Here is a 26083-nt window from a genome sequence, read left to right as displayed (position 1 = left end):
ACACTCGGTCTCACAGAGTGAGGGGGTCAGATAGTGCGTGGCATGGCTAACCATCTCCCGTTCGGCAAGCGCGTGCGGTTCTACCGGGAGCGGCGGGGCCTCCATCAGTGGCAGCTCGGTGAGCTGCTGAACCGCTCTGAGGACTGGGTGTACCGGGTCGAGTCCGGCCGCATACCAGTGAACAACGTCAAGATGCTGGCCGACCTGGCGGATGCCCTACGGGTGCACGTCGAAGATCTCCAAGGCGCTCCGGCTCTCCTGGACGATCACAACAACCACGAGGGCAGCGTTCCCGCCATCCGAGCCGCGCTCATGCAGTCTCGACGGCTGGCCGGCGCACTGTACGACGCGCGGGAGCCGCTGCGCCTCGAACGCCTCAGCGTGGAAGTCGATGACGCCTGGGACCTGTATCAGTCCTCCGAATACGCCAGGCTCGCCAAGCGTCTTCCGGCGCTGCTGGCAGACGCGCGTCTGGCCACGCACGAGCAATCCACGCCGCAGGAGCGGATCCAGGCGCTCAAGCTCTTTGCCCTGACCTGCCATGTCACAGCGGCATTCCTCCGCAAGCTGGGTGAGACGAACCTGGCCTGGACAGCTGCCGATCAAGGTGACGTTGCCGCGAGCGACACCGGGGATCCGGCCGTCACACTGGCGCTGCGTCGGTGCGTCGCTCACGTCCAGCTCGGGGCTGGGATGGCGTCGGAGGCAGTAAGCGTCACGCGCGACGCTGCAGACGGCCTTCCGAATGGCTGGTGGGAGAGTTCACCAACCGCGCTGTCGTTGTACGGAACGCTCTTCCTGAACGGTGCGGTCGCGGCGGCACGACTGCGCGATCGGGCTGCTGCCGACGACATGATCGGGAAGGCGCAGCAGGCGGCCGATCGGCTCAGGGCCGACGCCAACGAGATGTGGACCTCGTTTGGTCCGACGAACGTCGAGATTCACCGCCTGGCGCTGGCCCTTGAGTTCGAAGACGTACAGCTGGCTGTGGACATAGCTCCAGGGATACGGCCCGGCCGGAACCTGCCGGTAGAGCGACGGGCGCGGGCGCGTCTTGACGTCGCTCGGGCATACGGAGAAGCTGGTCGCACCGATGACGCGGCAGACCACCTGAAGCGAGCCTTCAGGGCCGCCCCCGAGCAGATGCGAGCGCATGAGTTCGCCCGTGACCTGGCACGGCGGCTGCATGAGCGAAGCCGACGAAGTGACGTTCGCGAACTCGCCTTGGGTCTCGGCGCTCTCAAGTAGCACACCCCAAACATTGCAGGGCGGACCCGGAATTTCCTTCCGGGTCCGCCCCTTGTTTTGCCCCTACGGTCTCCCCGTTCACGCTGCACGAGCCCAGGGAGGAAGGCCGACCGGTGGACACGGACGAGATCAAGGCGACGATCACCAGAGCCCTGGCGGAGCGTTCGGCGTTGCCCCCGTACGAGGATCTGTGCGCGTTGCACCAGGACTTGGTGCGGCACATCGGGGCGCTGACACCGTTGGCAGCAAAGCATGTTGATGGTCTGTGGCGTGGCTCGGTGGAGTGGTACCAGAAGCGCCGCAGGCTGGACACCATCCCGCATGAGGTGGGTCGAGGGCTGGGCCCTGGGTTGCAGTCGGCCACATGGCACGTGAAGAGCCTGGGCTACACCCTGCGGTTCCTTCTGGAGAACTCCGGACTGCTGGACTCCGGGAAGGGCGTGCGGTCTTCGGATGGCTCCAGGACGGCGGTGCGTGATGGGCAGGCGTAAGACGGCCTGGGTCGGGCGCGAATCGGAGATCGTCGCGGCTTACCGAGGCGGGGAACCGGTGGTGGCGATCCGCAAGCGGTACGGCATCTGTCTCAGCTCGCTGTACGAGCTGCTGGATCGCCACCGTGTGCCGAGGCGGCTGGTCCACGAACACAGGCCCTGGTAGATGCGCGCCTGATGGCCGGCGGGAGTCGGCATGAGAGCTGAGACAACCTCAGAGTGATGACCGGACCACCCCTCGCCTGGCAGCTACCGGGGTGGTCCGGTGGAGAGTCCCTGTTCAGGACCCCGGTGCCGATGGTACCGGGGCCGTTGGCGTGCTCGGATTCGAGCGCTGCCCAAACCCCGGCTTCACGTGATCGAGTTGGAGAGGGGTGTCTGACCTGAGCTACAGAAAGTCAGCCACGATGGTGGGTGCGCCGAACGAGCACCCGTCACGTGTGTTGCAGCAATCCCCCACCGTCCTCAGCCACGCTGCCATGCTTTTGATCTCTAACCCGCAGACGCCTCCGCTCCGCCCCCACCGGCTACTCAGCGATGGCGCGACCGGTCCGCATGCCGCGACGAGACCCGGCGCCGCGCCATGGATCTTGTCGGCGTCGTGCGCTTGGTTGTGCCGGTACTGGAGGCCATGTGACCTGGAGCGGTGGCCAGTTGGGTGGCGTGGTCGTGCTTGGCGTACGCCGGCCTGGTCCTGGTGCTCGGAGCGGTCGGGTTGCTTCCTGCTCTGGCTGTCCGCCCCGGCGATTCTGCGCGCTGAGCGGCGGGGGGCCGCCGGAGCGGTGGCGGAGACATGGAGCGGTGGCGGCCACGGGCCGCCAGCGCGCGCGGGCCGCCGTAGGCGGGCCGCCTTGATCCAGTAAAGAAACTTTGAACAGCTCCGCTGTGCTGGGCCCGTGGCCGGTCATGCGGTCATGCGTCGCCCTCGTCTCCCACCCGTTCCGCAGCTTCACTGCCGCAATAGGCCATGTATAGCCGCATTGCTGCCTATTCGTTCCGGCGGTCGGCGAAATCTATCCACAGGCTGGGGGTCGCATAGTTCTCGCGATGGACGAAGCGGCACCCGCTAGCTGTCGTTATGAAGCTGTGACCAAAGTGTGGTCACGCGGACCGATTCGGCGGTCCCCTTCCGTATGCGAGTGGGGCTCAGGGTCGAGTGACCCAGTTCACAGAAGGGGGTGTCACACGGATAGGGGTCGCGTCACCTGTAGCAGGTGAGACCCCCGGAATCTGGGCCGTGGTCCAAGTCATGGAGAAGGAGACAGGCGGATGCGAAATCCGGCATTTCTGCGGGTGCCCCTCGGAACAGGGCGGGTGAACATAGCCGACGATCGGCATTTGGCCAAATGGCCGCTTCTCCGGACTATTGCTGCTCCCCGCCGGACGAAGGGAAATGTGTGATTGGCGCGCGACGGTGGGGCTTATACCACGGGATCCCCGGTTACCGAAACCGGCGTTTCTCCGGACCATGGGTGTCCTCGGCGGACGAAGGGAGGCATGTGATGTGCGCTGCACGAGGCTGGGTCGGCTGCGGACTCAAGCGGATTGAGCGGGATCGAGCCGGGTGCAGGCAGGACCGAGCGGGATTGAACCGGGCGCAACTCACCTGGTTGACCTTCGGCGGGTCCGGACTGCGCGGTTCGCTTTGTCCGCGAGAAGTACGGATGCTGGTCTTCGAGCCCGTCACGCGGGACGGAAAGAAAGGTTGTTTCCCGCCTGGCGGGAGCACGGGACCATGCGCCTCGTACGTGTCCGGTCTGGCCGGTAGACCTGATTCGGCAGTCGCGTTGACGTCGCGCCGGGCGGCTCGGGCAAGTCCTGATCCGGCGGCAGCTGACCCCTGGGCAAGCCTTCGGGCGATCCCTGGGCATCGCGATGGAGCACGTGGAACTGGCACGGACGTAAGGCGGGGAAACGGGAAATGACCGAGCATGAAATAGCCGCGTTGGACGCGGAGTTCACCGACATCTGCGCGGCGGTTGCCCGGTTGGACGCGAAGGTGCGACGGCTGGCTGCGGCTATTTCCGCTGCTGAGCTTCCAGGATCGTCAGAAGCTGAGACACCGTGTTCTCAAGCCGCTTGATGTCGGCCTTCATGGCCTGCATGTCCCGGGCGAGTGATTCCGCGCTGGGGCCGGGAGCATCGCCGGCCATTTCGGTCTGCTCCTCCTGGCCCTGCTCGCCGGGGGCTGCCTCGGCCGGCACATTGGCGGCGCTGTTGCGGACGAAGCTGCCCCGGCCCTGAACGCTGTAGACCAGCCCCTCACTCTTCAGCAGCCGCAGCGCGTTCTGCACGGTGCTGCTCGCGATGCCGTACCGGTCCTGGAGGGCGCGGGCCGAGGGGAGCCTGTCTCCGGGCTTGAGATGCCCGGTGCTGATCTCTCTGCGCAGGACTTCGGCGGCCTGGATGTAGGGCGGCCGGGAGTCGTCTTCGAGCGGCAGTGTCATGCCCGCAGGATACGGCGATTACCCCACACGCGATACACCCGCATCACCCTTGTGTCTCGTGTGTAGCGCTTCACTCGGTGTGCGGGTGTTGCGTGTGTAGCGGGTGTTGTGGTTATGTAGTGGTGCGGCCGGAGCTACCGGCCCAAGATCGAAAAGGAAGTGACACCCATGGCTCGAATCCGTGTTGGCCTGCTCCCGTCCACGTCGTTCATGACTGGCAACCAGGCGGTGCCGAAGTACGCGGACGCCGAGAAGACCCAGTTCGCGACCGACCGCGAGACCGGCGCGAAGCTCTACACGATCACCCTCTTCCTCATGGAGGAGGACCGCGCCGAGGCCATGAAGATCACCGTTCCGGAGACGGGCCTCCCCAACGGCCTGAAGCCGGGTGTGCAGGTGATGCCGGTGGAGCTGTTCGCCACTCCGTGGGCGCGGATCTTCAACGGCTCGCTGTCGGACGGCATCGCCTACCGCGCGGAGCGTCTGGACCTGGTCGGCGCACCCGCCTCGACCGCCGAGGCCGCGTGAGCGGCACCGCTTTCCGGTCCGGCGTCGAGCGCAGCTACCCGCTGGCTCACGCCGGGCCGGAGGCCCTGCTCACCGAGCCTCTCGTGAACTCGGTGGCGGCCGTGCTCGTCGGCTACGGCTTTCCCCGCCTTTCCGCCCCGGCTGACCGGGCGGCTCTCAAGTCGGCCCTTGTGGCCTTCCTCTACAACTCTCAGGAGAACGAATCGTGAAGGATCTCAACGGCGCCGTGGAAGGGGCCTTGGGCTTCTGCCGTGTGGTGGTCGGCGTGGCTCTGGTCGTGCTGGTGTGCTGGTCGGTGTGGTGGGTGGTCCGCTATGTGCGTGCCGATGCCATGACCCGGCAGTCCATCCGGCAGGCCATGCGGGTGCGGCGGACCTGGAAGCGGCTCGCGCCGATGCTGAAGCTGTCGGCCACGGACAAGACGCCGACTGCGCTCGCGTCGATGTCGAACACGGGCAACAAGCCCATCAAGCCCCGGGTCCTGGTCCCCGCTCTGAAGGTCACGCATGACGCGTACGGGGTGATCGCGCGGGCGGGCTGCCTGCCGGGCGTCGGCCTGGAGCAGTACCAGAAGGCTGCCCCGCATCTGGCGGACGCCTGGAGGTGCACGCGGGTCGCGGTCACCCAGGATGAGCCGGGGTCGGTCGTCATCCGTGGTGTGCGGCTCGATCCGCTGAAGTTCCCCACCGAGCACCGCCCCACGGGTGAGGAGCCGGAGGAGGCGGCCCGGTGGGATCTGGGCGTGGATGAGTACGCACAGCCGGTGTCCGTCGACCTGCGGCAGGTGCCTGGTGTCACCGTGGGCGGCCTTCCCGGCAAGGGCAAGACCTCGTTGATCAACCGGCTTCTGTCGGACTGGGCGCCGGCGCCGTGGGTTCAGTTCGCCTGCGCGGACGGCAAGGTGTCCGCTGCGTACGAGGGGGACTATGCCGACTGGGTACAGCGCATGTTCGCCTTCGTCGGTGATGACCTGGAGGAAGCCAACAAGCTGTTCCGGCGGCTGGTGGACCTGCGGCGTGTGCGCTCGACCCTCGTGCGCGATGTGCTCGGGGTGAAGTCCGTGTGGGATGTGGGCCCGTCCGAGAAGTGGCCGCTCGTCGTGCTGATCATTGATGAGGCGCACACCTACTTCCGCGACCACAAGGGCAGCGACCCCAAGACGAAGAAGCTCGCCGCGCTGGCCGCCGAGAACGCCCGGCTGGTGGAAGACCTGGTCAAGAAGGGCCGCTCTGTCGGAATCCTCGTCATCCTCGCCACGCAGAAGACCACCGGGGACGCGATCCCGACCTTCATCCGCGACGTGTGCCCCGTGGGCCTGAGCTTCGCTCAGAAGACCGCCGAAGCCGCCGTTGCGGCGCTCGGTGAGGACATCCGGGAGTGGCCGGATGCCAACCCGATCAACCTTCAGGACCCGGCCTACATCGGCGTGGCCTCGATGAACCACCAGTCCCAGCCCGGCTTCACCCGCATCCGCACCCCGTACGTGCCGGACGAGTGGGCGTCCGACATCGCCCATGCCACCAACCACCTGACCGCCGACCCGGCCGACCTGCTCCCCTCCGTCGACCTCACCAAGATCGACCCGGACGACGACGGCTCCACGCCGCTCGCGGCCTGATCCATCGGGAGGACAGATGCGTCCCCGCATCCGAAAAGCCGTCCGCGCCATGCGGCAAGCCGTCCGCGAACAGCGTTGGGCAGACGCCTCGGCAATCGGCGTCGCCGCCTACCGCGTCGCCAACGGCAAGGAACGTCGGCTGCTCGAAACGTACCTCGGACCCAGCGCGGCCAAGCTCGTGGGCCGGAAGCACTGACCACCGGCGGTCAACGCCCCGTCACCTGCGAAAGGAGGTGAACTCCCAATGTCTGAGGACCGGATCACCCAGCGCACCGTGACCGTGGTCATGGGCATCATCGCTCTCCTGGCGTTCGTCTTCTCCTTCGGCAACGTCTGGGCCCTGGCCCTGCGCCTGGGCGTCCCCGCCCCCATCGCACCACTCATCGCCCCGATGGTGGACCTGTCCGTGGTCGGGCTCCTGGTCGCCCTGCGCTACCTGTCCCTTCGCGGCGTCCCGGCCGAGCACATGAAGGCGGCCACCCGCCTCATGCACGTCTCCGGTCTGCTGACCCTGGCCCTCAACGTCGCCGAACCCGTCGTCGCCCGGCATTACGGCCGCGCTGCCATCGACGCCGTAGCCCCGCTGCTGCTCCTGGGCTGGGGAGCGGTCGGCCCGCAGCTGCTGCGCTCCTTCCACACGGTCACCACCGAAGCAGCCGCCCCGGCGGTCACTGCCGAGATGGCACCGGCCCATGAGCCCGCCCCGGCCTCCGTCGAACCGGAACCCGCCCCGCCCGCTATGCCGGAACCGGCCCCGGCTGCGCCGCTCACCATCCCGGCCCCAGCCGTGCCTGCGCCTGCGCCTGTGGTGACAGTGCCTGAGCCGCTGCTCGCCGAAGCACGCTCCATCGCCGCGTCCCATCACGCGGAGCACGGCGACAACATCACACCGGCCCAGCTCAAGAGGCGACTCGGTATCGGCCTTCCCATGGCTACCGCTCTCCACGCCGCCCTGTAGGGCCGCACCCTCCGCCGGCCTTCCCGGCACCTCCCACCCTCGCCCGCCCCTGGGCCCACCCCGTCATGCCTGCGGGCAGCAGCCGACTCGTTCCGTCCCGTCTGCTGCCCGCAGCTTTCACCGCGAGCGCACGCGCAACGCACCCGTCGCTCTCATCCTCGTGCCAGATAGGAGACCCCGCCACTCATGCGCCGCCCCCTCGACCTGCGCCACGTCGTCAGCCCCGGCCTGCGGGACCTGATCGAACTGGCCAACACCCACGACTTCGACCGCGTCACCGAACAGGTCCGCAACCTGCGCGGCTGCACCCACCCCGTCAATCTCCACGGTTGGAGCACCACCACCGACCCGGCCACCAAGGAAGTCGTCCGCTCCTACCGCTCCGAGGACGAGCCTTCCGGGCGCCTCCTCACTGTCTGCGGCAACCGCCGCGCCTCCCGCTGCCCCGCCTGCTCCCGCGTCTACGCCGCCGACACCTACCACCTCATCAAGGCCGGACTCTCCGGCGGGAAGAACGTCGCCGAAACCGTCCGCGACCACCCCCGCGCCTTCGTCACCCTCACCGCCCCCTCCTTCGGCCCCGTCCACAACCGCCCCGCCACCGACGCAGGCAAGCCCCGGCCCTGCGCCTGCGGCGACACCCACGCCGAAGACGCCCCACTCGGCACCCCACTGAACCCATCCACCTACGACTACTCCGGCGCCGTGCTCTGGAACGCGCACGCCGGGCAGCTCTGGGCACGCTTCACCACCTATATGCGCCGAGCCCTGGCCGAATACCTCGGCATGACGCAGAAGGCACTGAACGCCGCCCTCCGCGTCTCCTTCGCCAAGGTCGCCGAGTACCAGAAACGTGGCCTGATCCACTTCCACGCCGTGATCCGCTTCGACGGCCCCGACGGCCACACCAGCACGCCCCCGCCCTGGGCCACCTTCGATGCCCTGAAAACCGCGGTGGGCCTGGCGCGCGAGCGAGCCCGGCTCACCATTGAGTCCGACTCGATCGGCGAACGTGTCATCGCCTGGGGCGGCCGGTACAAGGTCGATCCCATCTCGGCCCTGGGCGACGGTGAACTCACCGACGCCAGGGTTGCCGAGTACACAGACGCCAAGGTCGCCGGATACATCGCCAAGTACGCCACCAAGAACGCCGAAGGCGCGGGCACCGTCGACCGCACCCTGATGTGCCGCCCTTGCGCCGGACGCGGCTACGTACGCGGCCCTGACCACTTCCACGACCGGTGCGCCGACTGCGACGGCACCGGACAGGCCGAACCCATCAAGGCCCTGCCAGTCCAGCAGCACGTACGGCAGATGATCCGTACCGCCTGGGCCCTCGGCCATCTGCCGGAGTTCGCCGAACTCAAGCTCTGGAAGTGGGCCCACATGCTCGGCTTCCGCGGCCACTTCTCCACGAAATCCCGCGCCTACTCCACCACCCTCGGCGCCCTCCGCGACGTACGCCGCGCCTGGCGCCTCGCCCAGGCCGACGCCGCCCGCGCCCGCGCCGGCCTCCCCACCACCGACGAGAACACCACCCTCGTCACCGCCTCCTCCTGGACCTACCTCAGCAGCGGCTACCGCCCCGGCGAAGAACTTCTCGCCGCGCAAGTCCGCCACGACATCGCCCACACCCAACGCCTCAGGCAAGAGGGGGAGTTCTAAATGACCAACCGCACCACGACGTTCGTCGGCCGCTTCCAGTGCGGCCAGGGCTCTTGGCGCGTCTCCACTGGGACTGAGGAAGTCGCCGCAGCCATCGGGAAGCTCTTCGGCAGGCAGTTGCCGACCCGGGCCAGCAACGAAGCCGACTACTTCGAACTGCTGCCCCGATCAACCACCATGCGAGTCGTCATCTCCGGCCCCGAATCCATCAGGGCCGGCCTGCTGACAGCCGCACCTCGCTATGAGCCGAAGCCCAGTATTCGCCTCTCGTTCCGTCTCGCCGACGCATACGCCCTCGGCGGCTTCCGCCTCAGTTCCGCCTCATGGGACCTGGCGGAATCCGTCCCAGCGCTAAGGGCCGCACTATCCGGGATAGGCGGGGATGCCCTCTGCGAACTCGCCGCAGAGACGGTTGAGTTCACAACCCGCGATGGCGCCGCACTGTCCTATTGCCGCCCCTCTATCAAGGTCATCGGCCCCTGGCACGACCCCGACCAGGGCACTGCCTGAGCTGAACAGACGCAAGGGCGCCCCCACCTCGTCCGGTGGGGGCGCCCTCTCGTCTGTCTGGTGGCGTCGGCGTCAGCCCCGGCTGTCGGTCGTCTCGATCTCCTGTCCGCTCTTCTTCGCCGCTGCCGCCCGTCGCATGTGCCCCTCCTCGCCGAAGTACACCGACAGGCGTGAGGTGTCCAGCTTCTTCCCGCCCCGCCGCGCGGGTGCCACCTCCACGTAGCCGCCCGCGTTCAACAACAGGTCTCGCTTACCGGCCACGTCCGAGCGCTTCCACTGCTCGGCATGCGTCTCGCCGGTCGGCTCCGCCTTTACGCCGCCCGGCTTCGCCGTTCGCTGCCTCTCCTTCAGGGAGGCCAGACGCTCCTCCAGCTTGGCGTACTGCTCCGCGTACCGGATCGCTCCGTCGTCGCCCTTAAACAGGCCCCGGTCGTAGCGATCTTTTTGCAAGTCGGCCAACGCTTCCTCAGCCTGCCTGATCTGCGGGCGGAAGTCCTCGCCCGCCTCCTGGACCGTCCGCATCACGGAAAGGTGCCCGTACTTCGCAAGGAACTGCTCGGTGACATGCTCCTCGGTGGTCACCCCCGCCACGGTCGGCCCGTAGCACTTCTCGCCCGGCTTCTCCTCCCCCTTGGCCGCCCGCTGGCGGTACTTCAGGGGGCCGATGCACCGGTACCGAAGCTGACCGTTGCGCCCGCTGAAGGTGTACATGCGCTCACCACAGACTCCGCAGTGCATGATGCCGCGCAACAGCGACGTCCCCTCCCGGCGCTTCTCACCAGGATTGGCCCGGCGCTCCAACTCGTCCTGGAGCACCTGCCAGGTGTCCGTTTCGAGGATCGGCGGGCGGTTGACCAGGGGCAGACCGTCCGTCCGCAGGATCGGCTTTCCATCCTCGATGACCTGGCCGAGCAACTGGGGATTGCCCAGCAGGCTGCGTAGCGTCGTCGTGTACCACTGCTTGGAGTCGCTGCGCTTGCCCGTGGTCTGGCGTGAGGTGTGGCCGGGCGACGGGACGCCCTCCTTGTTGAGATCGTTGATGATCTGCATGAGGGAGTCCTTGGCCAGGACCCTTTCCACGATCTTCCTGATCGTCTTGGCCTCGTCCTCGTTGACCGCAAGGACCTTGCCCGCCCCGTTGGGGTTGGGGACGACCATGTAGCCGTACGGGACGCGGCCGCCGGTGTAGCGGCCCTCGCGGCGCAGGTGCTCGTGGGCACTGGACACCCGCATGCCGATGGTGTCGGACTCCAGCTCGGCGAAGACCGCGATGACCTTTGCCATGGCCCGGCCCATGGACGACGTGAGGTCAAGAGGTTCCGTGGCCGATGCGAGCGCAACGCTCTGGTGCTCGGCGAGTCGCATGATCTCCGCGAAGTCGACCGTCGAGCGTGCAAGCCGGTCGATCTTGAAGAACACGATCACGTCCAGCTCGGCGAGCCGGGTCAGGATGCGTTGCAGACCCGGCCGGTCGAGGCCCCGCGAGAAGCCGGAGACATCGATGTCTTCCTCGACGACTATGACGTCCCAGCCACGTGCCTCACACAGCGCCTCGCACGCTGCGCGCTGGCGCTCTGGAGAAGTCGTCTCGTCCGTTTCACGCGATAGGCGAACATAGATAGCGGCGCGCATCCCCGGCGCGCTGGCCGGTACGCCCTTCCGGCGCCGGGCACGGGGCATGGCCCGAGCAGTGGCAGGTGCAGTGTCTGTCACGCTGACGATCCTATCTGCGGAGGTATGCGTGTCCTGCCTAATCGTCCAGTCCGACAAGACCCTGCTCCTGGAAGTCGACCACGAGCGGGCCGATGACTGTCGTCGGGCCATCGCGCCGTTCGCCGAGCTGGAGCGGGCGCCGGAGCACATCCACACCTACCGGGTCACCCCGCTCGGGCTGTGGAACGCGCGCGCCGCCGGGCACGACGCCGAGCAGGTGGTGGACGCGCTGGTGCAGTACAGCCGGTATCCGGTGCCGCACGCGCTGCTGGTCGACATCGCCGAGACCATGGACCGCTACGGCCGCCTGTCCCTGTCCAAGGACCCGGCGCACGGGCTGGTCCTCACCACCACCGACCGGCCGGTGCTGGAGGAGGTGCTGAAGTCCAGGCGGATCGCCCCGCTGGTGGGGGCCCGGATCGATCCGGACACGGTCGTCGTGCACCCTTCCGAGCGCGGGCAGATCAAGCAGGTGCTGCTGAAGCTGGGCTGGCCGGCCGAGGACCTCGCCGGGTACGTCGACGGTGAGGCGCATCCGATCGAGCTGCTGGAGGACGGCTGGGCGCTCCGGCCGTACCAGAAGCAGGCCGTGGAGAACTTCTGGCACGGCGGCAGCGGTGTCGTGGTGCTGCCCTGTGGCGCCGGGAAGACGCTGGTCGGCGCCGGGTCCATGGCGCAGGCCAAGTCGACCACCCTCATCCTCGTCACCAACACCGTCTCGGCCCGGCAGTGGAAGCACGAGCTGGTGAAGCGGACCTCGCTGACCGAGGACGAGATCGGCGAGTACAGCGGGACGCGCAAGGAGATCCGGCCGGTCACCATCGCCACCTACCAGGTGCTGACGACCAAGCGGAAGGGCGTCTATCCGCACCTGGAGCTGTTCGACTCCCGGGACTGGGGGCTGATCGTCTACGACGAGGTGCATCTGCTGCCGGCTCCTGTCTTCAAGTTCACCGCCGATCTGCAGGCGCGGCGGCGGCTCGGTCTGACGGCGACCCTCGTCCGCGAGGACGGCCGGGAGTCCGACGTGTTCTCGCTGATCGGGCCGAAGCGGTTCGACGCGCCGTGGAAGGAGATCGAGGCGCAGGGGTACATCGCGCCGGCCGACTGTGTCGAGGTCCGGGTGAATCTCACCGACTCCGAGCGGCTGGCGTACGCCACCGCCGAGACGGAGGAGAAGTACCGCTTCTGTGCGACGACGGACACGAAGCGGAAGGTGACGGAGGCGATCGTGCGCCGGTTCGCCGGGCAGCAGATCCTTGTCATCGGTCAGTACATCGACCAACTCGACGAACTGGGCGAGCACTTGAACGCCCCCGTGATCAAGGGCGAGACCTCCAACGCCCAGCGCGAGAAGCTCTTCGACGCCTTCCGCGAGGGCGAGATCAGCGTGCTGGTCGTCTCCAAGGTCGCGAACTTCTCCATCGACCTGCCGGAGGCGACGGTCGCCGTCCAGGTGTCCGGCACCTTCGGTTCCCGGCAGGAGGAGGCCCAGCGGCTCGGCCGGGTGCTGCGCCCGAAGGCCGACGGCCATCAGGCGCACTTCTACTCGGTCGTCGCCCGCGACACCATCGACCAGGACTTCGCCGCCCACCGCCAGCGCTTCCTGGCGGAGCAGGGGTACGCGTACCGGATCATGGACGCGGACGAGATCCTGGCGGGGGGCTAGGCCGCCAGGGCCTGGGGCAGGCCCTGGGGCGAAGGTGTGTGGCTGGAGGGGTTCGGCCTAGAAGAAGGCGTGCTCCTCCATCCAGCCCGTGGTCTTGCCGGACTTGCCGTAGTACCAGGAACCGTGATCCGCCGTGCAGTACACGCGCACGCTGTTGCCCGCGAACACGGACTTCTCCACCTTGGACTTGAAGCTGGGGCTGGTGTACATGTCGGCGTGGTCCCACTGGACGACCTGCAAGGTCTGGTCCTTGATGTTCTCGGTGCACGCGGAGGAGCCCACGGCCGAGGCGCTGGGAGCGGCCAGAACGGTGGCGCCGAGGGCGAGCGCGGTGGCGGCGGTGAGACCGCTCACCGCCTTGCGGAACGTAAGCTTTGAGAAGGTCATGCCAATTTCCCCGTTTGCTCGGTCGAATGGATCGGACAACGGCTGATCATGTTGGCATACGGCTCCGAGAGCCCGAGCACCAGGAGTGGGTAAGGATCTGCAAACGGCTGCTGCCGCCAAGGACGTTCGAGGGTTGGAGGGTTCGAGGTCCAGGCGTCGCCGTCACTTACGGCGTATGCCCGCTTCCTCGCCGTACTCGCCGAGGATGACCACGCCGAACGCGGCCTCCGCGAACACCTTGACGGCGCGCAGGGCGTTGCCGAGCCAGTGGTGGTGCGGGCCGTCCACGGCTGTGGCGCCGGTCGGCGGTCGGACAGGACCTGGGGAGATGGTTGCTGCGCTCATGTCTCCATGGTGGATCGCCGGACCTGAGACCGGCATCGGTCTCCAGAGCCAATTCCTGACGGCTGCGCGTAGGCCCCCGGGTGGACCACGGCCCCTACTTAGGGGGCCCGGCGCCCCCTAAGGGGCACAAAAACCATTGGCCTCGTCCCCGCCCACTCGCCTAAAATCCCCGCTCTTGCCCGCCTCCCCTCACGGAGCGCCGCCGCCCGCACGGAAACCGGACGGCCCCAGCCATGCCCAGTCGTGCACCCATGCCCAGTCATGCGTCATGCGTCATGCGAGAGCAGATCCGGAGGCCCCCTTGTCCGCGCCCGCCCACGAACCCCTCGAAGGCCCCGCCGCCCCCGTCGAAGGCCCCGCCGACCCCCTCTCCCGAGAGCGTTCCCACCTCGCCTCCTCCCGCGCCGCGCTGCGCGCCATGCGGGAGGACGTGGAGTCGCTGGACATCCGGGACGTCACCGCGAACTGGGTCAACGCCGAGGTGCTGTCCCGCCAGATCGACGAGCGGATCAAGGCGCTGGCCGACCTCAGCGACACCCCGCTGTTCTTCGGCCGCCTGAACTACCTGCACGCGCCGGGCGCGGATCAGGCCGAGGGCGCGGACGGCGAGCAGTTCTACATCGGGCGCCGGCATGTGCACGATGCCGACGGCGACCCCATGGTCATCGACTGGCGCGCGCCGGTCTCGCAGCCGTTCTACCGCGCGTCCAAGAAGGACCCGATGGACATCGGGCTGCGCCGCCGCTTCGGCTACACCGGCGGCGACCTCACGGCCTACGAGGACGAGCACCTGTCCGACCCGGAGGAGACCGCGAAGACCAGCAAGCTGCTCCAGCAGGAGATCGAGCGGCCCCGCGTCGGCCCCATGCGGGACATCGTCGCCACCATCCAGCCCGAGCAGGACGAGATCGTCCGCAGCGGGCTGGGCGGGACCGTGTGCGTGCAGGGCGGTCCGGGGACCGGGAAGACCGCCGTCGGTCTGCACCGGGTCGCCTACCTCCTCTACGCCCACCGGGAGCGGCTCGCCCGCACCGGCACGCTCGTCATCGGACCGAACCGCTCCTTCCTGCACTACATCGAGCAAGTCCTCCCGGCGCTGGGCGAGTTGGCCGTGCAGCAGGCCACCGTGGACGACCTGGTCGCCCAGGTGGAAGTGCGCGGCACGGACGACGCGGCCGCGGCGGTGATCAAGGGCGACGCCCGGATGGCCGAGGTGCTGCGCCGGGCTCTGTACTCCCATGTGACCCTGCCGACGGAGGCGGTCGTGGTGGTGCGGGGCTCGCGGCGCTGGCGGGTGCCGTCGTACGAACTGGAGGAGATCATCCGGGAGTTGCTCCAGCGGGAGATCCGTTACGGCGCCGCCCGCGAGGCCCTGCCGCAGCGGATCGCGCACGCGGTGCTGGTGCAGATGGAGCGGGCCGGGGAGGCTCCGGACGACCGGGTGCAGGACGCTGTCGCACGCAACAGCGCGGTGAAGGCGGCCGTGAAGGAGATCTGGCCGGTGGTGGATCCGGCGAAGCTGGTCCTGCGGCTGCTGACGGACGCCGGCTTCCTCGCCGAGCACGCCGCCGGGGTCCTGGACGAGGACGAGCAGGCCACGATCCTGTGGGCCAGGCCGGTGCGCAGCGTGAAGGCGGCCAAGTGGGCGGCGGCGGACGCGGTGCTGATCGACGAGGCGGCGGATCTGATCCGGCGCACGCACTCGCTGGGCCATGTCGTCCTCGACGAGGCGCAGGACCTCTCCCCCATGCAGTACCGGGCCGTCGGGCGCCGTTGCACCACCGGCAGCGCGACCGTCCTCGGGGACCTGGCACAGGGTACGACGCCCTGGGCGACCCGCAGCTGGGGCGAGGCGCTCGGCCATCTCGGCAAGCAGGAGGGCGTGATCGAGGAGCTGACGGCCGGTTTCCGCGTGCCCACGGACGTCATCACGTACGCCTCCCGGCTCCTCCCGCACATCGCGCCCGGCCTCACGCCGGTGGCCTCCGTCCGTGAGAACCCCGGTTTCTTCGAGGTGCGTACGACGGCGGAGACGGCCGAAGTCGTCGCCGCGTGCGAGGAGTTGCTGGGCAACGAGGGCTCGACGGGCCTGATCGCCGCCGACGCCCGCGTCCCCGCGCTGGCCGAGGCCCTGACGGCGGCCGGGATCACCTACCTCGCCCCCGGCGAGGAGACCACCCGCGAGACCCGCCTCACCCTGGTCCCGGCGTCCCTCGCCAAGGGTCTGGAGTACGACTACGTGGTCCTGGACGAGCCACAGGCGGTGGTGGCCGGGGAGCCGGACGAGCGCACCGGGTTGCGGCGGCTGTACGTGGCGTTGACGCGAGCGGTGTCGGGGCTGATCGTGACGCATACGGCACCCTTGCCTGCACAGCTGCGGGGCGACGCGCCCGGCACATGACCCCCCGCCCCGACGGCGCTACTCCCCGTCCAGCGCCCTCCGCCACTCGGCGACAGCCTCCTGCGAAACCGGCCCCGCCCAGCCCGCGGAGCGCGCGGCGCCGCCGATGTGGAACGCGTCGATGCCGGCGTTGCGCAGCGGTCGTACGTGCTCCAGGCGGAGCCCGCCGCCGACCAGGAGCGTCTGGTCGTACCCCGGTTCCCCGCGTCGCCCCGCCTCCGCGACCAGGGTGGGCAGCCCCTCGTCCACCCCGCCGGAGGCGCCCGCGGTGAGGTAGGTGTCCAGGCCCGGCAGGTCGGCGAGCTGTTTGCGGAGGGCGTCGCGGTCGGCGGCGCGGTCGATCGCGCGGTGGAAGGTCCAGGCGCAGCCGTCGAGCACGCCGACCAGCCGTTCCAGCGCTGCCAGGTCCGCCCCGCCGTCCGCGTCGAGGAAGCCGAGCACGAACTGGTCGGAGCCGGCCGCCCGCAGCTCGCCGGCCACGCCCACGAGCCGCTCCACGTCACCGGCCGCGAACCCGTCCGCGAGGCGGAGCATCACGCGCAGGTCGATGTCGACGGCGGCACGGATCCCGGCGAAGACGGCCACCGACGGGGTCAGCCCGTCGGCCGCCATGTCGGTGACCAGCTCCAGGCGGTCCGCGCCTCCGGCCTGGGCGGCGACCGCGTCCTCGACGTCGAGCGCGATCACCTCCAGGACTGCACGCTTGCTCATGGCACCCCATTCCTCGGCGAGTACAGGTCCCGTACAGGTCTAGTCCAATTCCTAGACTACGCGAGGCCCTCCGGGGGCGGGGCCGGAGTACCGCCGTTGGGGTGCGGCCCCGCGCCCCGGGGGAGCTGCAGTGCCGTCGCCTTCACGAAAGAATGGGCGCCATGGCCGACCTCGACGCCCTCCGCCTCCGTTTCGCCCGCGCGCTGGAAGCGACCCGCACCGCCGGCGACGGTCCCGGCGCCCCCGGCGAAGGTCACGGCACCCCCGGCGGCGGTCCCGACCCCGCGCCGTACGCCGACAACCTGCTCACCCGCTGGCAGGAGCCGCAGCGCCGGTATCACACGGTGGCCCACCTCACCGCGGTCCTCGACCGCATCGACGTACTCGAAAAGTACGCGGACGACCCGGACGTCGTACGCCTGGCCGCCTGGTTCCACGACGCCGTCTACCATCCGGAGCGGTCCGAGAACGAGGAGCGGTCCGCGCGGCTGGCCGAGCGCGCGCTGCCCGAGGCCGGGGTCCCGCGGGACAAGACCGCCGAGGTGGCCCGGCTGGTCCGGCTCACCGTCACGCACGACCCGGCCGACGACGACCGCGACGGCCAGGTGCTGTGCGACGCCGACCTGGCGATCCTGGCCGCGCCCCCGTCGGCGTACGCCGCCTACACCGCCGAGGTGCGCGAGGAGTACCACTTCGTGCCGAACGACGCCTTCCGGGAGGGGCGTTCGGGGATTCTGCGCCAACTCCTCGGTCTGCCAAGGCTGTTCCGCACGCCATACGGGCAGGAGCACTGGGAGGCCACCGCCCGTTACAACCTTTCCGCCGAGCTGGAAATGCTGTCGACCTGAGGGAGGCGGCCCGCCTAGGGTTCGCCCCATGCGACCGACAAACGGGGACGACGTCATCGAGGCCGTGGCGAACTGCACAGCGGTGCTGCGCACGGCGGTGGACCGGGACTGGAAGGCCGTCCCGGCCGGGCGGCTGGAGTGGGACTGCCACGCCACCGCGGTCCATGTGGCCGACGACCTGATCGCCTACGCCGCCAACCTGGCCGGACGCGCGCAGGACGCCTACGTCCCCTTCGAGCTGACCCTCGACGAGGGCACCGACAACGCGGGCCTGCTGCACGTCATCGAGACGACCGGCGCCCTGCTCGCCGCCACCGTCCGCACCACCCCGCCCGGCGTCCGCGCCTTCCACCCCTACCCCTTCCGCAGCGCCGACCGGGTGGGCTTCGCCGCGATGGGCATCGCCGAGGTGCTGCTCCACACCCATGACATGGCGGAGGGTCTGGGCATCCCCTACGAGGCGCCGGCCGAGCTCGCCGAGTCCGTGCTGGCCTGCCTCTTCCCGGACGTCCAGCCCGGCCCCGCCCCCTGGCCGACCCTGCTGTGGGCCACCGGCCGCGGCGAGCTGCCCGGCCGCGCCCCGGTCACCGAGTGGCGCTGGCACAACAACCTCGTCGTCCCGGCCGAGCGCTTCGCCCTGGTCGGCGTCCGCCCGGCCGCCGCCCACGCGCTGCGCCTGGGCGGCGACGGCGGCTTCGACTGGCTCGACGGCGGGCCGTACGAGGGCACCCGGGAAGCCTCCTCATTCCTGGTGAAGGCGTACGAATCCGGCGTGCACCGGCCGGAGTTCGGGGTCTTCGTGCTCGTCCGGCACGAGGACGGCCGGGCGATCGGCGGCATCGGCTTCCACAGCGCCCCGGACGAGCACGGCTGGGTGGAGGTCGGCTACGACCTGGTCGAGGGCGCCCGGGGCCGGGGCTACGCCACCGAGGCGCTGCGCGCCCTGACGGAGCGGACCCTGGCCAGGGACGACGTCTCCATGGTGTTCGCGACGATCGAGCACACCAACGTCCCCTCCCAACGCGTCGTGTCCCGGGCCGGGTTCGCCCGGGCGACCGTGGAGGAGGAGCGGATCGCCCACGAGGAGCGCGGCCTGGACACCGGGCTCCAGCTCTACATCCGCCGCTGAGGCGGAAGCTCAGGCAGAAGCTGAGGCAGAACCTGGTGCACGCCCCCGCTCGGCACCCGGCTCAGCACCCGACTCAGCCCCGGCCCGGCTGGGCCGGCCGCCCCTTCGGGCGTCGCAATCCCGCCCGGGTGAGCCGGCGGACCAGCTCCTTGGAGCCCACCTGCACCGCCCCGGCCGCCACCGCGTCCGCGTACCGGTGCGCCGGAAGGTCGTAGTGGTCGCGGTCGAAGGCGCGCCTCGGCACGTCCAACTTCTCGGCGAACGCGTGCAGTTCGTCGTAGGACACATCGCTCACCAGGTGGGACCACATGCGGCCGTGGCCGGGCCAGACGGGCGGGTCGACGTACACCGTCACGACGAGGTCATTCCGCCGGTGGCCGAGCCCAGCGAGCCCACCGCGGCGACCTTCACGCCCGCCTTGTGGCACACCCAGTGCGGGTCGGGGCCCAGCTCGGGCTCCACGTCCAGCGCATGCGGATCGCCGGTGCCGCAGACCGGGCACAGCGGCCAGCGGCCGTAGCGGTCCAGCAGCGCGTCCTGGACGTCCTGGGCGACCAGCCCGACGACGTAGGCGAGGCCGTCCGGCCACTGCTCGACCCACCAGCGCCGCTCCGCGAGGGAGTCCTCGACCAGCGAGACCACGTCCGCCTCCGCGACCTCGCCGGCCACCAGATCGGCGAGCACCAGGGCTCTGGCGGCATGCAGGGCCTGCTCAAGGGGACTGACGGGATCCATGGAACCCATTGTGCGCACTCTTGACCACAACGCCGAACCGAAAATATCTTTCATATGTGACCCAGGATGTGAAGGAAATTTTCGGGCCGGGCGGGTTCGGCAGTCCGGGCGGCTCCCTGGCCGCCAAGGTGCGCACCCTCGCCCCTTCCATGACCCGGTCCATGCAGCGCGTCGCCGAGGCCGTGGCGAACGACCCGGCCGGCTGCGCCGCCCTCACGGTCACCGGCCTCGCCGAGCTCACCGGCACCAGCGAGGCCACCGTCGTCCGCACCGCCCGCCTCCTCGGCTACCCCGGCTACCGCGATCTGCGCCTGGCCCTCGCCGGGCTCGCCGCGCAGCAGCAGTCGGGACGCGCGCCCGCGATCACGACCGACATCGCGGTGGACGACCCCCTCGCCGATGTCGTCACCAAGCTCGCCTACGAGGAGCAGCAGACCCTCGCCGACACGGCGGCCGGACTCGACACCGTCCAGCTCGGCGCCGCGGTGGGCGCGCTGGCCGGCGCCCGGCGCACCGATGTGTACGGCGTCGGCGCGTCCGGGCTCGTCGCCCAGGACCTCACGCAGAAGCTGCTGCGGATAGGGCTCATAGCCCACGCCCACGGCGATCCGCACCTCGCGGTGACCAACGCGGTGCAGCTCCGCTCGGGCGACGTGGCGATCGCGATCACCCACTCCGGCTCGACGGGGGACGTCATCGAGCCACTGCGGGTCGCCTTCGAGCACGGGGCCACGACCGTGGCCATCACCGGCCGGCCGAACTCGCCGGTCACCCAGTACGCCGACCACGTACTGACCACGTCCACCTCACGGGAGAGCGAGCTGCGGCCCGCCGCGATGTCCTCGCGGACGAGTCAACTGCTCGTGGTGGACTGTTTGTTCGTGGGCGTGGCCCAGCGGACGTACGAGACGGCGGCGCCCGCGCTGGCCGCGTCGTACGAGGCGCTGGCTCATCGGCATCGCACCAACCCCAGGTGAGTATCAGCACGCGAACCCGAACCTGAGAGAGCCACCCCCCATGACCTCCCCCGAACTGCGCAGCCAGCTGGCTTCCCTGACCACCGAGGCCTTCCGTCCCGAGCTCGCCGACATCGACCGGCTGCCCACCCTCGACATCGCCCGCCTGATGAACGGCGAGGACGCCGGGGTCCCCGCCGCCGTCGGCGCCCAGCTGCCCCGGATCGCCGCCGCCGTCGACGCCATCGCCGAGCGCATGGCGAACGGCGGCCGGCTGCTCTACGCCGGTGCCGGTACGGCCGGGCGGCTGGGCGTGCTGGACGCCTCCGAGTGCCCGCCCACCTTCAACACCGATCCCGGGCAGGTCGTCGGCCTGATCGCGGGCGGACCCGCGGCCATGGTCACCTCCGTGGAGGGCGCCGAGGACTCCGGGGAGCTGGCCCGGCAGGACCTGGACGCGCTGAAGCTCGCGCCCGCCGACACCGTCGTCGGGATCTCCGCCTCCGGCCGCACCCCGTACGCGATCGGCGCCGTCGAGCACGCCCGCGCCCTGGGCGCCCTGACCGTCGGCCTGTCCTGCAACGCGCACAGCGCGCTCGCGGCCGCCGCCGAGCACGGCATCGAGGTCGTCGTGGGGCCGGAGCTGATCACCGGGTCCACGCGGCTGAAGGCCGGCACGGCGCAGAAGCTGGTCCTCAACATGCTCTCGACGATCACGATGATCCGGCTCGGCAAGACCTACGGGAACCTGATGGTCGACGTCCGGGCGTCCAACGACAAGCTGCGGGCCCGCTCACGCCGGATCGTGTCCCTGGCCACGGGCGCCTCGGACGCGGAGATCGAGAAGGCCCTCACCGAGTCCGGCGGCGAGGTGAAGCACGCGATCCTCGCCCTCCTCTCCGGTGTCGACGGCCCGACGGCCGCCCGCCTTCTGGAGGAGTCCGGCGGGCATCTGCGTGCCGCGCTGGCGCACACGCCCGGCTGACCCGCACGCTCGGGGCGTGCGCAACGACCCCGCCTCCACCGCAGCAGCCGTCCTCACCCGGGTCGGCGGCCCGGCCAACGTCACCTCCGTGGCCCACTGCATGACCCGTCTCCGGCTGACCCTCGCCGATCCGGCGGCGGCGGACGAGGCGGGGCTGCGGGCCCTGCCCGGTGTGGCGGGGGTGGTGGCCGACGGGCCCGCCTGGCAGATCGTGCTCGGGCCCGGGGTGGTCGACGAGGTCACGGCGGAGGTGGCGGCGCGGGTCGGCGCCGGGCAACCGGGCGTGCGTGACGCCGAGTTGGGCCCCGACACGCAGGTGCGGGACGGCGCCGAGCTGCGGGAGCGGCTGCGGCGCCGTGACGCCACCCCGGTCAGGACCGCCCTGCGCCGGGTCGCGAACGTCTTCGTGCCGCTCATCCCCGCCCTGATCGGCTGCGGCATCCTGTCCGGCGTCAACGGGCTGCTGCTGAACACCGGTTGGCTGCCCGGCCTCACCCCGGCCCTGTCGGCCGTCGCGTCGGCCTTCATGGCGCTGATCGCGGTGTTCGTCGGCCACAACACGGCGGCGGAGTTCGGCGGCACCCCCGTACTGGGCAGCGCGGTCGCGGCCGTCGTCGTCCACCCGGGCGTGGCGAAGGTGGCGGTGTTCGGGACGCAGCTGGCGCCCGGACAGGGCGGGGTGCTCGGCGCGCTGGCCGCGGCGCTGCTCGCGACCCGGGTGGAGAAGTGGGTACGGGGCCGGGTGCCGGGCGCACTGGACGTCCTGCTCACCCCCACGGTCACCGTCCTCGTCTCCGGCCTGGTGACGCTGTACGGCCTGATGTACGCAGCCGGCGCGGTGGCCACCGCGATCGGTACGGCGGCCGACTGGCTGCTGGCCACCGCGGGCGCGGCCGCCGGACTGCTCCTCGGCGGCCTCTTCCTGCCCCTGGTCATGCTGGGCCTGCACCAGGCCCTCATCCCCATCCACACCACCCTCATCGAGCAGGAGGGCTACACCGTCCTGCTCCCGCTGCTGGCCATGGCGGGCGCGGGCCAGGTGGGCGCGGCGCTCGCCGTGTACGTCCGGCTGCGCCACGACGAGACCCACGCCTCCGTGCTCACCACGATCCGCTCGGCTCTCCCGGCCGGGCTGCTCGGCGTCGGCGAACCGCTGATCTACGGCGTCTCGCTGCCCCTCGGCCGGCCGTTCCTGACCGCCTGCGCGGGCGGCGCGGCGGGCGGCGGCTTCGTCGGGTTCTTCGCGACGCTCGGCACCAGAGTGGGCGCGACGGCGATCGGCCCGTCGGGCTGGGCGCTGTTCCCGCTGCTGACCGGGAACCGGGGCCCGGCGGCGGCCGTGGCGATCTACGCGGGCGGGCTGCTCACCGGGTACGCGGTCGGCTTCGCGGCGACCTGTCTCTTCGGCTTCCCGCGCCGTCCCCGTGTGGCCGCACCCGCGTGACGTGCCGCCCGACCGGTCGTTTCCCCGGGCATGATGAAGAAGCTCCTGGTCAGCGCCGTTCTGGCCACGTCGCTCGCGGCCCTGGCCGCCCCCGCCCACGCCGACGATCGCGAGGTGGACGCCGATCCCGTGACCTGCGCCGGCAACCTCAACGTACTTCCCGTTCTCCAGCCCACCTCACCGCTGGCATTGGCGGCCGGTGCCATCGCCGCCGTCCCCGTGTGCGGGGCGGGCAGCACGCTCAGTCAGCTCCGCGGCTGACCGAACGGCGCCGGATCACTCTTCAGCGGCCCGAGGTGGCGGCAGGGGCGCGCCAGACGAGGGTGTACCGCCAGAAGAGCCGGCGCCGAAGCCGGGCACCGGGAAGCAGTCGGCCCGCCTCGCGGGCGATCTCGGTGAGGGTCAGCTCCGGGTCACGGACGGGGGCGGTCATGGAGACCGGCCGGCGCGCCGTGGCCCGCCCCCGGTTCTTCGCCCACCCCATCAGCGCGTTGAGCGGTACGGCCGTCAGCGAGATCGCGTGGTCGAGGGCGCCCTCCGGGCGGGCGCAGCCGACGACCACCAGGGTGCCGCCGGGGGCGAGTTCCCGCCGGAAGCGGGTGAGGGTGTCGGCGCAGGGCAGGTGGTGCAGGACGGCGACACAGGTGATGACGTCGTAGGGGCCGGCCGGAAGGCCATGGGGGGCGGTGGCGCGGGTGTAGGTGACAGGGGCCGTCGCGCCCGTCAACTCCCGTGCCCTGTCGAGAATTCGGGGGTCGGCGTCCACCCCGACGACCGACTCCGCGCGGCCGGCCAGCCGCCGTACCAGATCCCCGCTGCCGCACCCCACGTCCAGGGCGCTGCCGAAGCGGCGCGGCAGCTGCCTGAGCAGCCAGCGGTGATAGTGCGCGTTGTGGTCCCAGGGGTGGGCGGCGTTGAAGCGATGGAGGGCCTCCACCAGCCGGCTCGGCGGTGTCGTCATGCGGCCAGTCCACCACGAACGGCTTCGCGCCACCGGCCCATGGCGATCATCGCTGGACACCTGGGCAGGAAAGGTGTACGCAGGGTGACCATGAACCACGCCCAGCTCGCCGCCCTCGGAAGGGCCCTCCGGCTCCTCGGGGAGCACGGGGAGGCCCTCACCGCCGACACCCCGGACGCCCGGCTGCACGAGATCAAGGCGGATCTGCGCCGGGCGCTCGACCTGGTGGAGGAGAGCGCCGGGGGCAGCGCGCCCGCCACCCGGTGTGCCGAGCACCCGCAGGGGCCCGTGGACGAGAGCGCGCCCGATCTGTGCCTGCTGTGCGAGACCCGGCGCCGGGCCGCCCGCCGCTCGGAGTTCCAGGGCGGGCGCGCCGAGCCCGCGCCCGTCGCCACCGCACCCTCCCGGTACGGCGTCCGCGCCGACCGGCCGCAGCCCCAGCAGCGCTGGCTGCCGGAGGCGTGGACCGGGCAGGAGTGGCAGCTGTGCGGCACGCCCCGGCGGGACCGGCGCGAGGCCGAGGCGTATCTCGCCGCCCAGCGGCGCGGTTCGCGGCCGGCGATGGCCTACCGGCTCGTCCACGAGTTCACCGACTACGAGGTGCTGCGGGTGTGGGGCACACCGGTGCACGTGGACATCGAGCCCATGGGGAACATGGGAAACATGGGGAACCTGTAGCGCCTCCGTCAGCCCTGCACCTCCGTCAGCCCTGCAGCGGCAAGGCCGAGAAGGCGTACCCCTCCCAGATGAGCCTGTTCCGCTCCTCCGGGTACGGCGCCACCTCCGGCTCCGCGTCCAGGACCTGGACCAGGCGGGACTCCGGGTCGTAGGCCGGCCAGCCGGGGTCGCCGGTCCGGGCGAACGCCGGCCAGGCGCGCTGGAAGAAGGCCGTGAGCCGCTCCGCCTCCGGTGTCGGTCTGCCGCCGGGGAAGAGGAGCGCGCCGAGGTCCGCGCCGTACGTGCCGAAGAGCAGCGGGATGTCCAGGGCGTGGCAGGCGCCCAGATCGCCGCCGGTGTCGGGAGCCGGCCAGGTCAGTTCGTAGACATGGGCGCGGCCGCCGCCCGCGTGCTGTGCCTCGGCCAGGCGCAGGCTCGGCAGCGCGAACAGCCAGTCGGTCTGGACGCGGGCGAAGAGCTGCTCGGCGGTGGCGTCCGGGAAGGCCGCGCGGTAGGCCTGCTCGCCGCTCTCGCCACCCGGCGCGTACATCCGCAGGGTCGCCGTGGCCAGGTCGTCCGTGACCTTGCCGGACAGGCCCGCCATGACCAGGAACAGGCGGTACTCGTCGCGGTTGTGGCCGACGAGGAGGTCGATGTCCCGCGCCGCGCCGGCGGCGAGGGCCTGCCAGGGCGTGTCGGGGAGGATCTCGCCGTCGACGACCGGGGCGAAGGGGACGGTGGTCGGGGCCGCCTGGCCCCAACGGGCGGTGTACTGGGCCATCTTGGCGCCCAGCGCCGCGCCTGCCTCGGTGAGCCGCTGGGGCGCCACCGACGCCAGGTCGGCCGCCGTGGGCTCACGGCCCGCCTCGGCCGCCAGCGCCGACGCCATGTCGCGGGCCAGGTCGGCGGAGAAGTACGTGCCGGGCACGCTCTGGGTCACCGCGCGCCGGAACAGGCCCCGCGCTCTGGGCATCGCCAGCAGTGCGGCGATGGAGCCCGCGCCCGCCGACTCGCCGAAGACCGTGACGTGGCCGGGGTCGCCGCCGAACGCGGCGATGTTCTCCTGGACCCATTCCAGGGCCGCCACCTGGTCCAGGAGACCGCGGTTGGCCGGGGCGCCCGCCCAGAGGGCGAAACCCTCCATGCCCACGCGGTAGTTGAGAGTGACGACCACGACGTCGCCCGCGCGGGCCAGGTGCTGGGCGTCGTAGCCCGGCTGGCCGCTGAAGCCCAGCTTGTACGCACCGCCGTAGATCCACACCATGACGGGGCGGGCGGCGGAGGGGTCCGGCTCCGGGGTCCAGACGTTGACCGTCAGCCAGTCGTCGCTCTGCGGGGCCGGGAGCGGGACCGCGCGCCCGACGAAGCCCGTCTCCTGCGGGGGCGGCGGCCCGAAGGCATACGCCTCCCGGGTGCCGTCCCAGGGGCGGGGCGGGCGCGGGGCCTGGAAGCGGGCCTCGCCGACCGGGGGCGCGGCGAACGGGATGCCCCGGAACACCGACAGGCCCTGCTCGCGCAGGCCGCGCACCGCGCCGGAGGCGGTGCGCACCACGGGACCGTCGGTGTCCGGGGTATCCGGGGTGTCCGGGGTGACCTGGGACTCACTCGTCGTCATCGCTGCTCGCTCCCTCGCTGCCTGACTGCTCATCACGACAACGCGCGACGACGATCACAAGT

General features: G+C 70.7%; 27 protein-coding genes. 18 read left to right on the top strand and 9 right to left on the bottom strand.

Going from position 1 to position 26083, the window contains the following annotated elements; genetic code table 11:
- The first annotated feature begins 42 nt into the window (after positions 1-42).
- Both AB5L52_RS24480 and AB5L52_RS24475 read left to right on the top strand, forming a co-directional pair.
- Positions 43-1248 (top strand): helix-turn-helix domain-containing protein, encoded by a 1206-nt coding sequence (locus AB5L52_RS24480; protein WP_369366190.1) that lies wholly within the window; start codon positions 43-45, stop codon positions 1246-1248.
- 113 nt (positions 1249-1361) lie between these two features.
- Positions 1362-1739: a DUF6415 family natural product biosynthesis protein gene (locus AB5L52_RS24475; protein WP_369366188.1), complete on the top strand. Its 378-nt coding sequence runs from the start codon at positions 1362-1364 to the stop codon at positions 1737-1739.
- A 2018-nt stretch (positions 1740-3757) separates the two neighbouring features.
- On the opposite strand, the gene AB5L52_RS24470 is transcribed toward AB5L52_RS24475, so the two are convergent.
- Positions 3758-4186, bottom strand: coding sequence for a GntR family transcriptional regulator (locus tag AB5L52_RS24470; RefSeq protein ID WP_369366187.1), 429 nt, complete (start codon positions 4184-4186; stop codon positions 3758-3760).
- A gap of 168 nt (positions 4187-4354) precedes the next feature.
- Between AB5L52_RS24470 and AB5L52_RS24465 the strand changes: the two genes are divergently transcribed.
- From AB5L52_RS24465 to AB5L52_RS24435, 7 genes are all read left to right on the top strand, one after another.
- Positions 4355-4714, top strand: a complete 360-nt coding sequence (locus tag AB5L52_RS24465; RefSeq protein ID WP_369366185.1) for a hypothetical protein — start codon at positions 4355-4357, stop codon at positions 4712-4714.
- Positions 4711-4923, top strand: coding sequence for a hypothetical protein (locus tag AB5L52_RS24460; RefSeq protein ID WP_369366183.1), 213 nt, complete (start codon positions 4711-4713; stop codon positions 4921-4923). Before AB5L52_RS24465 ends, AB5L52_RS24460 begins: the two co-directional genes overlap by 4 nt.
- On the top strand, positions 4920-6332 hold the full coding sequence (locus AB5L52_RS24455) for a cell division protein FtsK (RefSeq protein ID WP_369366181.1): 1413 nt from the start codon (positions 4920-4922) through the stop codon (positions 6330-6332). Before AB5L52_RS24460 ends, AB5L52_RS24455 begins: the two co-directional genes overlap by 4 nt.
- 16 nt (positions 6333-6348) lie before the next feature.
- Positions 6349-6528, top strand: coding sequence for a hypothetical protein (locus AB5L52_RS24450; RefSeq protein WP_369366180.1), 180 nt, complete (start codon positions 6349-6351; stop codon positions 6526-6528).
- A 48-nt stretch (positions 6529-6576) separates the two neighbouring features.
- Complete coding sequence (locus tag AB5L52_RS24445) at positions 6577-7290, top strand: DUF2637 domain-containing protein (protein ID WP_369366179.1); 714 nt, start codon at positions 6577-6579, stop codon at positions 7288-7290.
- Positions 7291-7476: 186 nt separating this feature from the next.
- On the top strand, positions 7477-8955 hold the full coding sequence (locus tag AB5L52_RS24440) for a replication initiator (protein ID WP_369366178.1): 1479 nt from the start codon (positions 7477-7479) through the stop codon (positions 8953-8955).
- Positions 8956-9465: a hypothetical protein gene (locus tag AB5L52_RS24435; protein ID WP_369366176.1), complete on the top strand. Its 510-nt coding sequence runs from the start codon at positions 8956-8958 to the stop codon at positions 9463-9465.
- Between the two features lie 72 nt (positions 9466-9537).
- Here AB5L52_RS24435 and AB5L52_RS24430 read toward each other — a convergent pair whose 3' ends face one another.
- Positions 9538-11235, bottom strand: coding sequence for a recombinase family protein (locus AB5L52_RS24430; protein ID WP_369366174.1), 1698 nt, complete (start codon positions 11233-11235; stop codon positions 9538-9540).
- Between AB5L52_RS24430 and AB5L52_RS24425 the strand changes: the two genes are divergently transcribed.
- Positions 11207-12847, top strand: coding sequence for a DNA repair helicase XPB (locus AB5L52_RS24425; protein ID WP_369366172.1), 1641 nt, complete (start codon positions 11207-11209; stop codon positions 12845-12847). The genes AB5L52_RS24430 and AB5L52_RS24425 overlap by 29 nt on opposite strands.
- Positions 12848-12904: 57 nt before the next feature.
- On the opposite strand, the gene AB5L52_RS24420 is transcribed toward AB5L52_RS24425, so the two are convergent.
- Both AB5L52_RS24420 and AB5L52_RS24415 read right to left on the bottom strand, forming a co-directional pair.
- Positions 12905-13234: an SH3 domain-containing protein gene (locus AB5L52_RS24420; RefSeq protein ID WP_351029155.1), complete on the bottom strand. Its 330-nt coding sequence runs from the start codon at positions 13232-13234 to the stop codon at positions 12905-12907.
- A gap of 162 nt (positions 13235-13396) precedes the next feature.
- Positions 13397-13579 (bottom strand): hypothetical protein, encoded by a 183-nt coding sequence (locus tag AB5L52_RS24415; RefSeq protein ID WP_351029156.1) that lies wholly within the window; start codon positions 13577-13579, stop codon positions 13397-13399.
- Between the two features lie 418 nt (positions 13580-13997).
- On the opposite strand from AB5L52_RS24415, the gene AB5L52_RS24410 reads away from it, so the two are divergent.
- Complete coding sequence (locus tag AB5L52_RS24410) at positions 13998-15980, top strand: UvrD-helicase domain-containing protein (RefSeq protein WP_369368961.1); 1983 nt, start codon at positions 13998-14000, stop codon at positions 15978-15980.
- Between the two features lie 18 nt (positions 15981-15998).
- Here AB5L52_RS24410 and AB5L52_RS24405 read toward each other — a convergent pair whose 3' ends face one another.
- Complete coding sequence (locus tag AB5L52_RS24405; protein WP_351029157.1) at positions 15999-16691, bottom strand: copper homeostasis protein CutC; 693 nt, start codon at positions 16689-16691, stop codon at positions 15999-16001.
- Positions 16692-16852: 161 nt separating this feature from the next.
- Between AB5L52_RS24405 and AB5L52_RS24400 the strand changes: the two genes are divergently transcribed.
- The gene (locus tag AB5L52_RS24400) at positions 16853-17539 is read left to right on the top strand and encodes a hypothetical protein (RefSeq protein ID WP_369366169.1); all 687 of its coding nucleotides are present in this window, start codon (positions 16853-16855) and stop codon (positions 17537-17539) included.
- A 28-nt stretch (positions 17540-17567) separates the two neighbouring features.
- Entirely contained in the window at positions 17568-18668 is a 1101-nt protein-coding gene (locus tag AB5L52_RS24395; protein ID WP_351029159.1) for a GNAT family N-acetyltransferase, read from the top strand.
- A 73-nt stretch (positions 18669-18741) separates the two neighbouring features.
- On the opposite strand, the gene AB5L52_RS24390 is transcribed toward AB5L52_RS24395, so the two are convergent.
- Together AB5L52_RS24390 and AB5L52_RS24385 are read right to left on the bottom strand one after the other, a co-directional pair.
- Positions 18742-19023, bottom strand: a complete 282-nt coding sequence (locus AB5L52_RS24390; RefSeq protein WP_351029160.1) for a DUF4031 domain-containing protein — start codon at positions 19021-19023, stop codon at positions 18742-18744.
- On the bottom strand, positions 19020-19403 hold the full coding sequence (locus tag AB5L52_RS24385) for a hypothetical protein (RefSeq protein WP_369366166.1): 384 nt from the start codon (positions 19401-19403) through the stop codon (positions 19020-19022). The genes AB5L52_RS24390 and AB5L52_RS24385 overlap by 4 nt, the downstream gene beginning before the upstream one ends.
- A 56-nt stretch (positions 19404-19459) precedes the next feature.
- Here AB5L52_RS24385 and AB5L52_RS24380 point away from each other — a divergent pair, with 56 nt between their 5' ends.
- Genes AB5L52_RS24380 through AB5L52_RS24365 form a run of 4 tightly spaced genes read left to right on the top strand, consistent with a single transcriptional unit; the run spans position 19460 to position 23049 of the window.
- The gene (locus AB5L52_RS24380) at positions 19460-20380 is read left to right on the top strand and encodes a MurR/RpiR family transcriptional regulator (protein ID WP_351029164.1); all 921 of its coding nucleotides are present in this window, start codon (positions 19460-19462) and stop codon (positions 20378-20380) included.
- 40 nt (positions 20381-20420) lie between these two features.
- Positions 20421-21344 carry an N-acetylmuramic acid 6-phosphate etherase gene (murQ, locus tag AB5L52_RS24375; RefSeq protein WP_369366164.1) on the top strand — a complete coding sequence of 308 codons (924 nt, stop codon included), beginning with the start codon at positions 20421-20423 and terminating at the stop codon, positions 21342-21344.
- A gap of 16 nt (positions 21345-21360) precedes the next feature.
- On the top strand, positions 21361-22788 hold the full coding sequence (locus AB5L52_RS24370; RefSeq protein WP_369366162.1) for a PTS transporter subunit EIIC: 1428 nt from the start codon (positions 21361-21363) through the stop codon (positions 22786-22788).
- A 30-nt stretch (positions 22789-22818) separates the two neighbouring features.
- Entirely contained in the window at positions 22819-23049 is a 231-nt protein-coding gene (locus AB5L52_RS24365; RefSeq protein ID WP_351029170.1) for a hypothetical protein, read from the top strand.
- A gap of 22 nt (positions 23050-23071) precedes the next feature.
- On the opposite strand, the gene AB5L52_RS24360 is transcribed toward AB5L52_RS24365, so the two are convergent.
- Complete coding sequence (locus AB5L52_RS24360) at positions 23072-23749, bottom strand: class I SAM-dependent methyltransferase (RefSeq protein WP_351568693.1); 678 nt, start codon at positions 23747-23749, stop codon at positions 23072-23074.
- A 90-nt stretch (positions 23750-23839) separates the two neighbouring features.
- Here AB5L52_RS24360 and AB5L52_RS24355 point away from each other — a divergent pair, with 90 nt between their 5' ends.
- The gene (locus AB5L52_RS24355; protein WP_351029269.1) at positions 23840-24427 is read left to right on the top strand and encodes a hypothetical protein; all 588 of its coding nucleotides are present in this window, start codon (positions 23840-23842) and stop codon (positions 24425-24427) included.
- A gap of 25 nt (positions 24428-24452) precedes the next feature.
- Here AB5L52_RS24355 and AB5L52_RS24350 read toward each other — a convergent pair whose 3' ends face one another.
- On the bottom strand, positions 24453-26021 hold the full coding sequence (locus AB5L52_RS24350; RefSeq protein WP_369366160.1) for a carboxylesterase/lipase family protein: 1569 nt from the start codon (positions 26019-26021) through the stop codon (positions 24453-24455).
- Between the last annotated feature and the right edge of the window lie 62 nt (positions 26022-26083).

The organism is Streptomyces sp. CG4, assembly GCF_041080655.1.
Lineage (GTDB): Bacteria > Actinomycetota > Actinomycetes > Streptomycetales > Streptomycetaceae > Streptomyces.
Note: the sequence above shows the minus strand (reverse complement) of the source record. Positions and strands in the feature narration are given on the sequence as shown.